Source organism: Gemella haemolysans, from assembly GCF_901873445.1.
In the GTDB taxonomy this organism is placed as follows: domain Bacteria; phylum Bacillota; class Bacilli; order Staphylococcales; family Gemellaceae; genus Gemella; species Gemella haemolysans_C.
This window is the reverse complement of the sequence record NZ_CABFLN010000004.1, coordinates 12,767-27,273: the sequence shown is the minus strand read 5'-3', so window position 1 is coordinate 27,273 and position 14,507 is coordinate 12,767. Positions and strand designations below refer to the sequence as shown.

18 protein-coding genes are annotated in these 14,507 nt (G+C 29.8%); 1 reads left to right on the top strand and 17 read right to left on the bottom strand.

All coding sequences use genetic code 11. The features are described from left to right. Positions 1-358: 358 nt before the first annotated feature. From JX287_RS00705 to JX287_RS00695, 3 genes are all read right to left on the bottom strand, one after another. Positions 359-550 carry a hypothetical protein gene (locus tag JX287_RS00705; RefSeq protein ID WP_204641322.1) on the bottom strand — a complete coding sequence of 64 codons (192 nt, stop codon included), beginning with the start codon at positions 548-550 and terminating at the stop codon, positions 359-361. 194 nt (positions 551-744) lie between these two features. Then, a complete protein-coding gene (locus JX287_RS00700) occupies positions 745-2,133 on the bottom strand; it encodes a hypothetical protein (protein ID WP_204641321.1) in 1,389 nt (462 codons plus the stop codon). 398 nt (positions 2,134-2,531) lie between these two features. After that, positions 2,532-3,092 carry an NlpC/P60 family protein gene (locus JX287_RS00695; RefSeq protein WP_204641320.1) on the bottom strand — a complete coding sequence of 187 codons (561 nt, stop codon included), beginning with the start codon at positions 3,090-3,092 and terminating at the stop codon, positions 2,532-2,534. Between the two features lie 427 nt (positions 3,093-3,519). Between JX287_RS00695 and JX287_RS00690 the strand changes: the two genes are divergently transcribed. Beyond that, positions 3,520-3,912 carry a hypothetical protein gene (locus JX287_RS00690; RefSeq protein ID WP_204641319.1) on the top strand — a complete coding sequence of 131 codons (393 nt, stop codon included), beginning with the start codon at positions 3,520-3,522 and terminating at the stop codon, positions 3,910-3,912. 21 nt (positions 3,913-3,933) lie between these two features. Here the strand turns inward: JX287_RS00690 and JX287_RS00685 are convergent, their stop codons facing one another. From JX287_RS00685 to murA, 14 genes are all read right to left on the bottom strand, one after another. After that, positions 3,934-4,533, bottom strand: a complete 600-nt coding sequence (locus tag JX287_RS00685) for a glycerol-3-phosphate acyltransferase (RefSeq protein ID WP_204641318.1) — start codon at positions 4,531-4,533, stop codon at positions 3,934-3,936. After that, complete coding sequence (locus tag JX287_RS00680; RefSeq protein WP_204641317.1) at positions 4,530-5,495, bottom strand: lysylphosphatidylglycerol synthase domain-containing protein; 966 nt, start codon at positions 5,493-5,495, stop codon at positions 4,530-4,532. The genes JX287_RS00685 and JX287_RS00680 overlap by 4 nt, the downstream gene beginning before the upstream one ends. Before the next feature lie 106 nt (positions 5,496-5,601). After that, on the bottom strand, positions 5,602-6,009 hold the full coding sequence (locus JX287_RS00675; RefSeq protein ID WP_204641316.1) for a hypothetical protein: 408 nt from the start codon (positions 6,007-6,009) through the stop codon (positions 5,602-5,604). A gap of 76 nt (positions 6,010-6,085) precedes the next feature. Then, positions 6,086-6,769: a 5'-methylthioadenosine/S-adenosylhomocysteine nucleosidase gene (mtnN, locus tag JX287_RS00670; RefSeq protein WP_204641315.1), complete on the bottom strand. Its 684-nt coding sequence runs from the start codon at positions 6,767-6,769 to the stop codon at positions 6,086-6,088. 4 nt (positions 6,770-6,773) lie between these two features. Next, positions 6,774-7,262, bottom strand: a complete 489-nt coding sequence (gene greA, locus JX287_RS00665) for a transcription elongation factor GreA (RefSeq protein ID WP_048802056.1) — start codon at positions 7,260-7,262, stop codon at positions 6,774-6,776. A 48-nt stretch (positions 7,263-7,310) separates the two neighbouring features. Beyond that, the gene (udk, locus tag JX287_RS00660) at positions 7,311-7,937 is read right to left on the bottom strand and encodes a uridine kinase (protein ID WP_003146783.1); all 627 of its coding nucleotides are present in this window, start codon (positions 7,935-7,937) and stop codon (positions 7,311-7,313) included. Beyond that, positions 7,937-9,208 carry a peptidase U32 family protein gene (locus JX287_RS00655; RefSeq protein ID WP_204641314.1) on the bottom strand — a complete coding sequence of 424 codons (1,272 nt, stop codon included), beginning with the start codon at positions 9,206-9,208 and terminating at the stop codon, positions 7,937-7,939. Before JX287_RS00655 ends, udk begins: the two co-directional genes overlap by 1 nt. A 96-nt stretch (positions 9,209-9,304) precedes the next feature. Beyond that, entirely contained in the window at positions 9,305-10,231 is a 927-nt protein-coding gene (locus JX287_RS00650) for a peptidase U32 family protein (RefSeq protein WP_204641313.1), read from the bottom strand. An 18-nt stretch (positions 10,232-10,249) separates the two neighbouring features. Beyond that, on the bottom strand, positions 10,250-10,726 hold the full coding sequence (locus JX287_RS00645) for a hypothetical protein (protein ID WP_204641312.1): 477 nt from the start codon (positions 10,724-10,726) through the stop codon (positions 10,250-10,252). A gap of 14 nt (positions 10,727-10,740) precedes the next feature. Then, a complete protein-coding gene (locus JX287_RS00640) occupies positions 10,741-11,388 on the bottom strand; it encodes an O-methyltransferase (protein WP_204641311.1) in 648 nt (215 codons plus the stop codon). A gap of 236 nt (positions 11,389-11,624) precedes the next feature. Continuing rightward, positions 11,625-11,750 carry a hypothetical protein gene (locus JX287_RS09015; RefSeq protein WP_275576614.1) on the bottom strand — a complete coding sequence of 42 codons (126 nt, stop codon included), beginning with the start codon at positions 11,748-11,750 and terminating at the stop codon, positions 11,625-11,627. A gap of 264 nt (positions 11,751-12,014) precedes the next feature. Then, positions 12,015-12,995 (bottom strand): phosphate acetyltransferase, encoded by a 981-nt coding sequence (gene pta, locus JX287_RS00635; protein ID WP_204641310.1) that lies wholly within the window; start codon positions 12,993-12,995, stop codon positions 12,015-12,017. 12 nt (positions 12,996-13,007) lie between these two features. Beyond that, positions 13,008-13,127, bottom strand: a complete 120-nt coding sequence (locus JX287_RS00630) for a DNA-directed RNA polymerase subunit beta (protein WP_224207478.1) — start codon at positions 13,125-13,127, stop codon at positions 13,008-13,010. A gap of 57 nt (positions 13,128-13,184) precedes the next feature. Then, a complete protein-coding gene (murA, locus tag JX287_RS00625; RefSeq protein WP_204641308.1) occupies positions 13,185-14,456 on the bottom strand; it encodes a UDP-N-acetylglucosamine 1-carboxyvinyltransferase in 1,272 nt (423 codons plus the stop codon). Positions 14,457-14,507 lie beyond the last annotated feature (51 nt).

The following is a 14,507-nucleotide window of genomic DNA, read 5'->3' as shown; positions in this document are numbered from 1 at the left end:
AATATCAAAATTAAAGATGTTTCAAATACTTTTTTTGAAAAATTATGTAGTTTATTAAGAATCAAACTACAGAAGATAAAGTTAATATAAAGCGTTTTCTTTAAAATTTATATAATTATAAACGCTTAAAAATTGAACTTAATTAATTATTTTTCAATAAATATGTAAACTTTAAATTTATATGAAGTACCATATAAATTACACTAACGTACATATATTATTAAAATTTTCTCTTGAAATTAAACTACTCCGAAAATTGACGTACTATATATTATAAACACTACTAATTCAAAATAGTAAATATATCATACCAACTATCAAAAAAGAGATCTGACAGTTTTTCAGATCTCTTTCTTTATTAAGCGACGTGCTTATCACAGTGACAATCGCCTGTCTTACAGTTTCCACATTCACAATCTTCTTTTGCGTTATGGCAACCACAATCACAACCTTCTTTGCAATCACAAGTTCCTTCTACACAGTTCCCACATTTGCAATCTTCTACTGCATCATGACAGTGGCAGTGGTGTTCACACTCACATTTAGTCATCTTAATCGCCTCCGTTATTTTATTCTATACTTAAATTTTATTATGTTTTATATAACAAGTCAATAGAATCTCGTCTTAAGTAACTATTACGATTTACACATCATTAAATCGTAATGAGGTCGATTTTGAATTGGAATTAAATATAGGTAGAAATACTACTTTAATGTAGACATCTACCTATATTATTTTATAAATTATTCACTAATAACTGTTCCATCAGCTAATGTAATTTTATAACCATTGAAATTAATTTTTCCTTTGTTGTTTAATTTTGAAATTTTCACATCTCCTGTTAAATTCCATACTGCATCTTCTTCAATGGTAACTTCAGCATTATTTTCAACTGATTCACCATTTTCTAAATTATCCACTATATTAACAGTTCCATTAAATTCCGTTGATCCCGATAATGTTAAATTTAATGTAGAAATAGTATCTACTTCAATTTTTCCATCTAATTTTTGGTCTTTCGCTTTAAGAGTTACATTTCCTCCATTAGAACCTGCTGTCCCCCATCCATGAGAAGCATCATTTCCCAATACTGCTAACAATCTACCATCTTGATCATTATTTTCTATTTTAACATTCTCTAATGTTATTTCACTTGTTGTATTAGTAACATAGATTAAATCACCATTATTATTAGTCAAAGTTCCTTCTTTCATATTAAACACCGATTTACCTACTTCAGCATCCCCCGACATTGATTGATATATCATCACATTATGCACATTAGTATCAGAGCTGCTACCTTTATCATCACTCATATTACCTTCTACTTTCGTATTCTCTAATGTAATAGAATTTTGCCCTTCTATTACCAATGCCTCTGAATTTTCCGCTTTAAGATTTCCATTTTTAACAGTTATATCTGCTGTCGAGTATACCGCTGGAGAATTATAACCTTTTGAAACATATTCTCCACCGTCAACATTTACTGTACCGCCACCTCTATCTGAACGTATGGCAGCCGATGAATTTCCTTCGGTTTTCACATTTAGGTTATTAGCATTCATTGTTGCTCCACCTGTAGTTTGAATTCCTCCAGAATTATCATTTGTTGTGTAAATTTCAGAGTCACTAATATTTACAATCGTTCCTTCACCATAACTGAATACTCCGTTACCATTTTGTGCTGTTGTCTTCACTTTCGCATTTTTTATATTCACAGTTGCTTTATCTGTAGCCAATAATCCTGCATTCATTCCATAGAAATCACCATCTTCTGTGTTTGATGTAGAGCCACCTGTCTTATTTATTTCAATATCCTCTAAACTTACTTTTGCACCTTTTACACGTAATGCATTTTCATCATCACCTGTCGATGTATAAGTTTCATCTTTTTTATTTTCATCTGAATCTATTGTATTCGCTGAAGTTCCTTGATTAATTTTACCACTTCCTCCAAAACCTCCTGAACCTGGTTTCGCTGGTGGTTGTTTCCCTGGTTTATCTTTACCAACTATTTGAGCAGAACTATTATCGCTAGCAAATACATTCTGAGTTGACGATAATGTCCCAAAAGTTCCTGTTGTTAATAATGTAATTAAAGCTGTTGATATAAGTAATGTTTTATTCTTCATTCTAATTACCTCCAAGATTGCTATGTTTATTCTTTATTATTTATTTCTATATACTCTTCAATATTTTCTTGAATTTGGGATGACTTATTATCACCCGTGCTATTTTTCTAACTTTCTTATCCGCTAGTAATTTTGCTATTTTCTTAATCGACATATAAATCATCTCCTACTTTTTATTTCAAATTATTTATTTGATAAATATATTATATACTATCTACTTTAAAACTAATTAAATCAACTTTAAATTATAATTAAAATTCAAATTTAATTATATTTAAGTTAACAAAAAAGTTTAAGTTGAATTCAATATCTAGATTTAATTTCGATATGCAATGTTAAGAATTAAAATTTAAATACAAAAATACGCCTCGAATTACTTCAAGACGCGTTTTATTGTATTATTTAACTCGTATATAAACAGCCTCACTTCCCACATTAGCTGTATTAACAACTGTTTGATTACCTAACCAACCTCCATGAACAGCTTTTCCATTACCAGCATAGACTGCAATATGCGCATAACCTGTACCTCCATTGGCGTAGTAAATTAAATCACCGGGTTTAGCTTCAGATGCCGATACTATTGTACCTAAACTCATATAACCTACCGGCCAATCATGATAGTTTATTCCTACAGATTTTAATGCATTTGTAACTAGCATTGTACAATCTTGAATTGCACCTACTTGACTTAATGCTGCTTGATAAATAGCAGCTCCTTTGCTTGAAGAAGATACCTGACTATTTGTAGTTTCTTGTGCATTCAATTGAGTTACTGTAGTAGATACCTCTCCTTCATTATTTGTTTGAGTTGTATCAGTCGCAGTATATTGAGTAGAAAACTGATTAGCAGATATATCATGAGCTGAAGCATTTTGTATCGGTGTTACCGCTCCAACTGCTCCAGTTGTTAACATTGTTATTAAACTTGTTCCAATAAGTAATTTTTTAGTCTTCATTTGCATTGCCTCCAAATTTATTTTGTCTACTTGCCTAAATATTTTTATTTAGCTATTTCCAAGTACTTTACTCCAGTTATTCATATCCTACAATAGTTAGTAGTATCTATAACCAAAGTTTTCATCAAATATCAAATTTATAATTGATAAATAATATTATATGGATACAAACTAAAACTCACTTAAACCTAATTTAAACTATAGTTAAAAATGAAATTTAATTATAGTTTAGTTAACATTTAAATCACACAATATGTTTTCTCTAAATTATATAAAAGAAAATTATACAAAAATACGAAAGATAATATTCTCCTACTTATGTTTACTATGTTATAATGAAGTTGAAATAAAAAACTTAAAACTTAATTAATTCTATTTCCATTATTCTTTATAAAGTACTTTTCATATAAAAAAGGGAGGTTATTATATGAAATATAATAAATACTTAATCATTTCTATTCCGATTCTAACAATACTAGTAACAACATTATTTTATACAAAAAATATTTTCTATCTCTACTTAATTATTCCTGTATTTATCTATGTTAGTTTTATAAAATATTATCAAGAAAAAGATAAATTATTAATAAAAACAAATAAAATCTTGAATCTTTTAAAATTAGAAAGTATTATTTATACTACGGCAATGCTAATATTATATTTGACAATAATGTTTAGTTATATCAAGAAAATTCAAAAAGTAGAATATTTATATATTGCATATTCAATTTCTGCAATCTTACTCCTATTATATGCAGTAATTAATATCAAACGTACTCTGCTTATAAGAAAAGAACTACGAAATAACAATACTAAATAATTAAAAAAAGAAATCAGCTCACTATCGAACTGATTTCTTTATTTTTCTTACACTAAAATATTTATCAAATGAATTTTCTATATCTTTAACAGCTACAACACTTATTAATAAAACTGCTAACATAAATATTCCTAAAATTATAAATGATGGATTTTCTACGTAATTAATATATGTCACAAATGGAAGACTTGAATAAAATCCGATTGTTAAACTTTTTACAATAATTGCAATAACTAATGTACAAAGTATCATAATTAAGAATAAATTAATTGACAGAGCTGCTAAACAACCAAAGAAAGTAGCTACTCCTTTTCCACCTTTAAACTTAAAGATAATAGGTTTTATATGTCCTAGTAATACTAAAACTATACACACATATATTATCTTAAGATCTACATCTAATATTTTTAATAGAATAACTACAAAAAACCCTTTAAAAAAATCTACCGCTAAAACAAATAAAAACGATCTTGGACCTAAAACTCGTCCTGCATTTCTTGCACCAACATTCCCTGATCCTTTATTAGTAAATTCTTCTTTATTTATTTTTTCTAATAACTTGCCACCCATTATATTTCCTATAAGGTATGCAATAATAGCGTAAATTATCATTGTAATCATAACTTCTCTCCTCTCATAAATTTAATTTTTATCATTCTTATCCCCTCATTTAGAAACATTAGGCATCCTATAGAAAACGGAACCACATAATATGCTAATCTATATATTACAATAGTAGCTCCTATTATTTCAGGATTTATTCCTAAATTTTTAAGACCAATTAGGACCAATGTATCAAATGTACCTAATCCTCCTGGAATCATAGTTAGTAATCCCACTATAGATGCTACTATTATAACTCCCATTATTTGCAATTCCTTATCAGCAACTAAATCACCTGTATAAAAATATAAAATTATTAGTATAATAAGGGCCGCAAACACCCATTCTAAAAAAGAAATCACTGTCAATTTTACACTTAAATATCTATCCGTTCTAATTCTTGGTTTTCTCAAATTAAAAAATAGATACAAAGGTAGAAATAACGACATCAGAATTAAAGAATAATAAAAAATTTTATTATCAGCATATAATGCCTGACCTGGAAATACATTAAGAACCACAAAAATTGATAACAAGCTAATACCTGATAGCATAGAAATTAATATCATTCCTATTGCAGTAACTAATGTTTTCCCACTCTTTGTATAAGGTTTATACATATAATATCTAAGTCCAGCACCAATAAAGCCACCAAAACCTAAAACCATATTCAGTGTGTTAGTCATAAAGCTGATTTTAAAAATACGGAATGAAGACATATTTTTCGTTAAATTGATGGCTTTAAGGACAAAATAATCGTAAAGACACAAAATACTTATACCGAATAAACCGAATAATAAAACTACTAAAAATTTCACCTCTCCTATAGTCAAGGTAAGATGATGTATTTTTTTAAAATCTAAACTAATAATCTCTTTTTTAAAATAGGAAAAAATTAAATAAAATATCAATAATCCTAAAACTATTTGAATTATATTCTTCAAATAATTAAATGATTTTTTTTCTGTAATATTTTTCATTTTTATTTTCCTTAAATAATATTTATCTACTTTATATTAACATTTTATAGCATTTTTTTCAATACAATTAATGCTTAAAAGTCAAATATATACTCTACGTATTGCACTAATCTACATATTCATATAACTTATCTTCATATTCATTATATAATTCTGGATAACCTTTTTTCACAGCTTTTAAAAATGTTTTTCGAATTTTATTGACTTTTTGTACATAAATCAACATAAACATCAATGTAAATATCACAATATACAAAATCAACATCTCAATTAAAAACGCTCCAGGGGCTCTTTGATATAATCCGAGGAATAATATGAGTGTAGTTGTAAAAAATACCATTACTACTGCTACTTTAAAACCTTTTTTATATCTTGTATAATCATCTTTCACAATTTTACAGATTATATCTAATTCTTCTTTTGTATATCCTCCACTTTTTATTGATTTCAAAGTATAACTCGGAAGTTTTTCAGATGTTAATATTAAAAATAATTTCGATAATATAGTTATCATACTTTCCCTCCTACTTCACATAAATATTACAGCAAAGAAAAGCTTTTTGCCCTCCTTTGCTGATTAATAATTGATTTTAAAGTTTTTTTATTAGTTCTGTAGTTAATATAGATGAATTTACTGCAGCTATTTGTAAGAATTCATCAAAAGTAACTCTTGTTCCTTCTTCTGCTTTATCACTTACACTACGACAAACTATAAATTTTGTTCCAAATTGGTGACAAGTTTGAGCAATTGCTGCTGCTTCCATCTCAACTACTTGCATATTAGGAAAGTTTTTCAATATTCCTTTTTTCAACTCTTTATTAGAAATAAATGAATCTGATGTACCCACTAAACCAAAATGAATATTATGATCTGGTAAGCTTATCTCTGAAGCTAGTTTTTGTAACTCTTCATCGCTCTTATATGCTGCCGGCATCTGTGGCACTTGACCAATTTCATAGCCAAACTCTGTTGCGTCAACATCAAAATGTCTTACTTCTGTAGCAACAATCATGTCCCCAATTTCCATATCACCTTGCAGTGCACCACATGTACCTATATTAATCACATACTTTGGTTTATAGTGATCTAGTAATAGAGTTGTAGCAATAGCAGCATTCACCTTACCTGGTAAACTTAACATAAGAACAATATTTCGCCCTTCATATTTACCTTCATAAAATGTTACATGTGCTATTTTCTTTTCTTGTAAATCTTCTATCTTTTCTTTTATTATAGCCACTTCTTCTGGCATTGCACCGATTAATGCTATCATAGTACTATTCTACCGCTAAAATTTTGATATCCATTGAATCTTCTGGACCTGTTGGTAATGAAACTTTTGCTACATCTCCGACTTCTTTTCCTAATAAAGCTTGTGCTACTGGAGATTCATTTGAAATTTTGTATTCGAATGGATTAGCTTCCGCACTACCTACGATTTTATAAGTTTCTGTTAAACCATCTGGTAATTCTTGATAAGTTACTGTGTTACCAAGACGAATTGCACTTGATTTTTCATCTAATTCGATAATAACAGCATAACGAATCATTTGTTCCATTTCTAGAATTCTTTGTTCGATAAATCCTTGTTCATCTTTTGCTGCATCGTACTCAGAGTTCTCAGATAAGTCCCCGAAACTACGTGCAATTTTAATTTTTTCAATTACTTCTGGACGTTTTACTTTTTTATAATGTTCTAATTCTTCAACAAGTTTGTCATAACCTTCTTGGGTCATTTGATATTCTAATTTTTCTTCTAAAGCCATAGTGGTACTCCTTTTTTTAGTCTACTCTATATTATATCTTTTTTTTTCTTATTTTGCTAGTAGCGATTTAATTTTTGTTATTAAAATATCAATCGCTATATCGTTATATCCACCATCAGGAACAATAATATCTGCATATTGTTTAGTTGGTTTAATATATTTTTCATGCATTGGTCTAACAGACACTAAATATTGATTAATTACTGATTCTACAGTTCTTCCACGTTCATTAATATCACGTAATAATCGTCTTAGAATACGCAGATCACTTGGCGTGTCAACGAAAATTTTAATATCCATTAACTCACGTAGTTTTTCTGAATATAGACCAAACATCCCTTCAATAATAATTACATCTTTAGGTTCTTGGTGTTTTTGTTCTTTACTACGAGTATGATTTACATAATCATATACAGGAAGTTCAACTGCTTTCCCCTCAATTAATTCTAATAAATGATTATAAAGTAATTCATTATCAAAAGCGCTAGGATGATCATAATTTGTCTTAACTCTCTCATCCATTGTCATGTGACTTTGGTCTTTATAATAATAATCTTGCTCAATTAAAGCAACTTTATCTTGAGTTAACTCGTCTATAATTCTTTTAGTAACAGTAGTTTTACCACTACCGCTTCCTCCAACAATACCGATAATTTTTGGTCGTTTTGTAGTCATTATCGTCCCATTTCCTTTCGCATCATATTGCTTTTAAATACTCTAGAGTCTAATTTTGTTCTAATAATTTGAAGTGGATGTCTTGCTGCATCTAACAATTCACCATCTTCATCATAAATTTCACCGATAACTTGTCTAAACGTATCAATCTCTGGTCCAAAGAATTCAACTTCTTGACCTGTTTTAAAGAAGTTACGTTGTTGAATTGTTGCGATTTGAGTTTCTTCATCATAATGAAGAACTTGTCCAACGAAATCATAATTTGTTTTCTTACCACCCTCATTCCCAAACATTTGTTCAGAATACTTAGGTATTTCATAGAAGAATGACATCGCTGTATCACGGTTAGCACATTTATATAATTCTAATTTATATTCCGGTGTCATCTCAAAGTTATCTGGATCTGCACAATAATCGTCAATTAGTTTTCTATACACACTTGCAACTGTCGCAACATAGTGAATAGATTTCATTCGCCCTTCAACTTTTAATGAATCTATACCTAACTCAATAATTTCTGGTACTGCTTCAATTAAAGTTAAATCTTTAGGGCTCATTGCATATGGATTTGCACCTTCATCGAATAACCTAGTATCTTCATCAGTTCCTTCTTCATAAAGGTCATAATTCCAACGACATGATTGACAACAACCTCCACGGTTACTGTCACGAGCTGTCATATAGTTACTTAAAGTACAACGTCCTGAATATGCTATACACATTGCTCCGTGTACAAACATTTCAATCTCAACATCTGTTTTTTCACGGATTTCTTTTATTTCCTCATATCCTGTTTCACGTGCTAATACAACACGGTGTACTCCTTCACTTTCCCAATATCTAACTTCTTTATAGTTTGAGATAGATTGTTGAGTACTGATATGGACTTCTACATTCGGAGCGACAGCTTTACATCTTTCGATAATGTATGGATCCGCTACGATTATTCCTCGAACACCTGCATCTTGAAGTGCCATTAAAAATTCATCTAATCCTTCAAAGTTTTCATCGTGCGCGATAATATTCGCTGTTACATAAATATCTGCTCCATATTTTGCAGCAAATTCACAACCTTCTTTTATCTCTTCGATTGTAAAGTTATCTGCGTTACTACGAAGTCCAAACTCCTGTCCACCTAAGAACACAGCATCTGCTCCGTAGTGAATAGCTATTTTTAATTTTTCTAAGTTTCCTGCAGGAAGCAGTAATTCTGGTTTTTTTGTTATTACTCTCTTGCCGTCTCTAATTTCTGAAATATTTGGTATTGCCATAAGTTTAGGTCACATTCAAGTATGACCCATCCTCCTTGTCTTTTTTATTAGGTTTTACATAGGAAACCTTATCCTTTTATAAAATTCAAGAATATACTAGTACATAGTTTTCTTATAGAAGAATCCTAAGTCTACTTCTCTATATTTTGGTTTAATTCTTTCTATATCGTTATAGAAATCTTGTTTTTCATCTTCGTATGCCTCTTTATCTTCATAATAAAGATCAATAGCATCACGATAAATAGTTACAACCTCTGTGATGTAATCTTCATCTTTTAAAACACCTTCAATCTTAAATGCAGTTACCCCTGCTTCGATTAGACGATCTAATTCTTCAATAGCACAGATATCATTTGCACTCATGATGTGCGTCCCATTCGAATCCTCAAAAATTGGATAGCGTTCATTTCTATCTTGACTGTATAGGAATAGTTTCTTAGAATTACTATATTCTTCAATATACTTCTCTTTACCACTATACATAAAATAGTTATCCACCAATTTTCTTACAGATTGGAACATACAAAGCATCCCCTGAACTTGTACTTCAATCTCATATTCACTTTTTCCTGTAATTTCAAGAATTTCATCAATAGTTAATTCTTTTGATAGACAAGTTCTATACGCTCCACGTTTCCCCCAGTAATTACAAGAGAATGAATTTGTCGCTAGCGTATGTGGATCCCATTGAAGTTTAAAATCAAGATTTTCTTCTCTTAAAATTGTTATAATTGTTGGTTCTCCATATATTAGAGCATCTACATTTAGTGTTGATAAATAATGTAAATAATCAACTAGGTCATCTATATGCTCATTATGGAATATTGCATTTACACTAACATATGCCTTTTTCCCTGCTTGGTGAATAATCTCGATAGCTTTTTTTAATTCGTCTCTTTTAAATTCACCAGCAAGACGTAATCCATATTTTTCTTCACCAATAACGAAACTATCAGCTCCTACATTTATCAGTTCATAAATATGATCAATACTTTTCGGTGTTACTACTAACTCTACAGTCATTTTAAATCCTCTCGTTAATTAAATTTTATGAGAATAACTCTCTTTTTTCTTCATTAAAAATAAATTATGTCTTTCATGATAATAATTTATTGTTGCTGCAAAAGCGCCTCTTTCTATTACTATATACTCAGTCTTATTTAACTTATTAGGTGAATCATATGCTAGCAAGTTTAAATCCTCATATTTTTTAGATGAAGCATAACCTCCGAAAAATAAAACCATTACAAAAATCCAAAGAGTAGCAAATAAACCTATACCTATAATAATAAATTTACCAAATAATGAAGCTAAAGAATTACTACCAAAAGTGTTCATTCTCCTAATGAGCATTTCCCAGCCTTTTATAATAATTAATAATACGGCTATATAGTCTAAGTATGGATAATATACAATTATTAACGCATAATCCGTACTAGCTTCTAATATAGCATTTATAATAAATAATAAAAATAAGAAGATAAAGTATCCAATTATAAAAATATTAAATTTTTTCATTAACATATACTCCTTTATTTTCTAGTTGTTATTGCTATTCCATCTCCAAATGGTAAAATGACACTCTCATAATTTTCATGGTTTAACAACCACTCATTATAGTTATTTATCTTTCTTGAAAGTTGTTTTAAATCTCTACTATGTCTAATAATACTAGGATCTGCTACCATTCCTTTAAATAGAACATTATCAGTTAAGACTACAACATCTTCAGCAAAATATGGTTCATACAGTTCAAAAAACTTTCTACTTTGACTTTTAGCACCATCAATAAAAACAATGTCATACGGTGCATTTTTTACTACTTCATCTTGTAGTTCTAAGGCATCCGCATGAAGAAGTGTTATTTTATCAGTAAGATTTCGTTTTTCTACATTACTTTTAGCAATATTATACATCTTATCATCACGTTCAATAGTAGTAACATTACATCCTATTGTTTCAGCAAGTTTAATAGATGTATATCCAATTGCTGTACCAATTTCCAATAGATTCTTTGCCTTTTTTATTTTTAACATTTGAATTAAAAATCTTATTCCTATTTTATCAATTATTGGAACTCTATTTTCTTCAGCGAATTTTTCTAATTCTAAGTAAAATTCATCAAAGTCTTCTAACAAATCTATAACGTATAAGTCATCTTTTGATTCTATCGCAACCATGTTTACCTCCATATTTATACATCATTATATAATACCATATAAGTTGGTATAAATGCAATTATAAAGACTAAAAAGGAAGTAACCCTATATTTTATGATTCTATAAAAATCACTAATACAAAGTTACTCCCACATATCTTTTATATATTCAAAAAATCAACTAAATACATCTGAATAATAGAAAACTCTAACTCTTATCGAATTTACTATTTCTAACATCTATTAAAATTATTTGTTCTATTTTTTTAATCCTTTTCGTATAAAGTCTACAGAAACATAGACTATACATAAAAATAGAACAAAGCCAATAGCACTTGCAATCGGACTAGAAATTGCCTTACTAAAAAAATCTACAAAATCCATAATTCACATCTCCTTTTTCACCACTTTATCACAATACTATTCCTAACACAATTAAAAAATGAATTACTACTAAAACCTCTCCTTTTAAATTTTAATAACCTATTTTTTATTAATTTCCCCTTTTATTTTTGTACATATGAACAGTATTTATCTCAATAAATGTAGCCAATATCCTTTACTTAATTATATCAAATAAAAAAAACAATATCAAATTATGCTATAAAGAAAAAGAGGTTAACCAAAGTCAACCTCTTTATTAAAATCTTATTTTTCTAAAGCTTGAACAGCTGTAATTAATGAAAGTTTATATACATCTTCCGCATTACATCCACGAGATAGGTCATTCACAGGAGCGTTTAACCCTTGTAAGATTGGTCCTACAGCTTCAAACCCACCTAAACGTTGTGCAATTTTGTATCCAATATTACCAGCTTCTAGGCTTGGGAACACAAATACATTAGCATCTCCTTGTACTTTTGAATTAGGAGCTTTTAATTTAGCAACTGAAGGTACAACTGCAGCATCAAATTGTAATTCACCCTCTACCGCCAATTCAGGTGCATTTTGTTTAACTAATTTAGTAGCTTCTGCCACTTTCGTAGTATCTTCAGTAACAGCTGAACCTAAAGTAGAGAAACTTAACATTGCTACTTTTGGATCAACGTTAAAGCTTTTAGCTGTTCTTGCACTTTCAATTGCGATTTCAGCTAAACCTTCTGCATCTAATGTTGGGTTTATCGCACAATCAGCAAATACATAACGTTTGTCTTCTTTACTCATAATGAATGCACCACTTGTACGTTTTGTACCTGGTTTAGTTTTTATTATTTGTAACGCTGGACGAACAGTATCTCCAGTAGAGTGAATTGCTCCAGATACTAATCCTTCAACTTCACCTGTATATACTAACATAGTTCCAAAGTAGTTAACATCTTTTAATAATTCACGAGCTTTTTCTTCAGTTACTTTTCCTGCACGACGCTCTACAAACTTAGCAACTAATTCTTCTAATTTTTCGTAGTTTTCGTGATCAATAACTTCCAAATTAGAAACATCTAAAGATAATCCTTTAGCAATCTCTTCTACTTTTTCTTTTTTTCCAACTAACACAGGTTGAACATAACTAGTAGCGCCTAATTTAACAGCCGCTTCTAATACACGCTCATCGTATGCTTCTGGAAGTACGATACGTACTTTTTTCCCTTCTAATTTTTGTTGAAGTTCTACAAATAAATCATTTGCCATCTTCATTTCCTCCTAATTGTATATAATATCTTTAATATGTCTTATCGGCTTTAAGCTTAAAGCGTCAAATAAACTTCCCTTACCTAAAATTGTGTAGCCTAGTAATAATCCAATATAAAATATAATTATCATTAAGGCTATATTACGCAAGTATCTTTTTAACTTATCATTTAGTTTCATAATGAAATCCTACTCGTCTACTCTTTGAATATCTGCACCTAATTTTCTCATTTTTTCTTCGATGTCAACATATCCTCTATCAATATGATAAATGTCAATAACTTTAGTAGTTCCTGTTGCCATTAATCCCGCAATAACTAATGCTGCTCCAGAACGTAAATCTGTTGCTCTTACAGTTGTTCCTTCTAAATGAGGTAATCCTTCAATTAGTGAACTTCTACCTTCTATTCTGATTTTAGCATTCATTCTACGTAGTTCTTCTACGTGCATGAATCTATTTTCAAAAACTGTTTCTGTAATTGTACTAGTACCATCTGCTAAAAGTGTTAGAACACACATAATAGATTGCATATCAGTTAAGAAACCTGGATGTGGTAGAGTTTTAACATCTACCGGTTTTAAACTATCTAATTTATTACTTACACGCATAGAGTTTTCATCTACTATTTCAATGTTAACTCCCATTTCTCTCATTTTGCTCACTAAAGCAACATTATCTTTGTATGGAGCTCCTTTAATAAGAACATCTCCTTTAGTTGCTGCAGCTGCAATCATGTATGTTGCCGCTTCTACACGGTCTGGCATCACTGAGTATTCTGTACCTACTAATTTATTAACACCTTCTACAACTAAAACAGAAGTTCCTTTCCCTTCGATTTTAGCTCCCATTTTAATTAAGAAGTTAATCATATCTTCGATTTCTGGTTCTTGTGCAGCATTAACAATTGTAGTTTTTCCTTTTGCTAAACAACTAGCCATAATTACGTTTTGAGTTCCTCCTACACTTGGGAAATCAAAAAAGATAGTTGTTCCTTCTAATTCTTTTTCTGCACGAGCTTCTACAAAACCTGCATCTTGAATAATTGTTGCACCTAGTGCTTCAAATCCTTTTAAATGTTGATCAATCGGTCTACTTCCAATTGAACATCCTCCTGGCATTGCTACTTTAGCACTTCCTTCACGTGCTAACATTGGACCTAAAACTAAAAATGATGCACGCATCTTACTAACAAATTCAAAAGAAGCCTCTGTTAATAATGGATTTCTAGCATCCATTTCCAATGTATTTTCATCAGGTCTATAATCTATTTTCACTCCTAGACTCTCAAATAACAATCCGATTGTTTTAATATCTGATAACTTAGGAACGTTATAAAATTTACTTGTACCCTCTGTTGCTAATAATCCAGCTGCTAATATTGGTAAAGCAGCATTCTTCGCACCAGAAACTTGTACTTCTCCTATTAAAGGTGTTCCACCTTTAACAACTATTTTTTCCAAGTTGTTTCCTCCATCTCTATATTTACATTTTATATCACATATAATACTACC

What these genes read in the sequence shown, in the direction of transcription:
- JX287_RS00705 (WP_204641322.1), bottom strand. Translation starts at nt 550, where the DNA reads ATGACTAAATGTGAGTGTGAACACCACTGCCACTGTCATGATGCAGTA.
- JX287_RS00700 (WP_204641321.1), bottom strand. Translation starts at nt 2,133, where the DNA reads ATGAAGAATAAAACATTACTTATATCAACAGCTTTAATTACATTATTA.
- JX287_RS00695 (WP_204641320.1), bottom strand. Translation starts at nt 3,092, where the DNA reads ATGAAGACTAAAAAATTACTTATTGGAACAAGTTTAATAACAATGTTA.
- JX287_RS00690 (WP_204641319.1), top strand. Translation starts at nt 3,520, where the DNA reads ATGAAATATAATAAATACTTAATCATTTCTATTCCGATTCTAACAATA.
- JX287_RS00685 (WP_204641318.1), bottom strand. Translation starts at nt 4,533, where the DNA reads ATGATTACAATGATAATTTACGCTATTATTGCATACCTTATAGGAAAT.
- JX287_RS00680 (WP_204641317.1), bottom strand. Translation starts at nt 5,495, where the DNA reads ATGAAAAATATTACAGAAAAAAAATCATTTAATTATTTGAAGAATATA.
- JX287_RS00675 (WP_204641316.1), bottom strand. Translation starts at nt 6,009, where the DNA reads ATGATAACTATATTATCGAAATTATTTTTAATATTAACATCTGAAAAA.
- mtnN (WP_204641315.1), bottom strand. Translation starts at nt 6,769, where the DNA reads ATGATAGCATTAATCGGTGCAATGCCAGAAGAAGTGGCTATAATAAAA.
- greA (WP_048802056.1), bottom strand. Translation starts at nt 7,262, where the DNA reads ATGGCTTTAGAAGAAAAATTAGAATATCAAATGACCCAAGAAGGTTAT.
- udk (WP_003146783.1), bottom strand. Translation starts at nt 7,937, where the DNA reads ATGACTACAAAACGACCAAAAATTATCGGTATTGTTGGAGGAAGCGGT.
- JX287_RS00655 (WP_204641314.1), bottom strand. Translation starts at nt 9,208, where the DNA reads ATGGCAATACCAAATATTTCAGAAATTAGAGACGGCAAGAGAGTAATA.
- JX287_RS00650 (WP_204641313.1), bottom strand. Translation starts at nt 10,231, where the DNA reads ATGACTGTAGAGTTAGTAGTAACACCGAAAAGTATTGATCATATTTAT.
- JX287_RS00645 (WP_204641312.1), bottom strand. Translation starts at nt 10,726, where the DNA reads ATGAAAAAATTTAATATTTTTATAATTGGATACTTTATCTTCTTATTT.
- JX287_RS00640 (WP_204641311.1), bottom strand. Translation starts at nt 11,388, where the DNA reads ATGGTTGCGATAGAATCAAAAGATGACTTATACGTTATAGATTTGTTA.
- JX287_RS09015 (WP_275576614.1), bottom strand. Translation starts at nt 11,750, where the DNA reads ATGGATTTTGTAGATTTTTTTAGTAAGGCAATTTCTAGTCCGATTGCA.
- pta (WP_204641310.1), bottom strand. Translation starts at nt 12,995, where the DNA reads ATGGCAAATGATTTATTTGTAGAACTTCAACAAAAATTAGAAGGGAAA.
- JX287_RS00630 (WP_224207478.1), bottom strand. Translation starts at nt 13,127, where the DNA reads ATGATAATTATATTTTATATTGGATTATTACTAGGCTACACAATTTTA.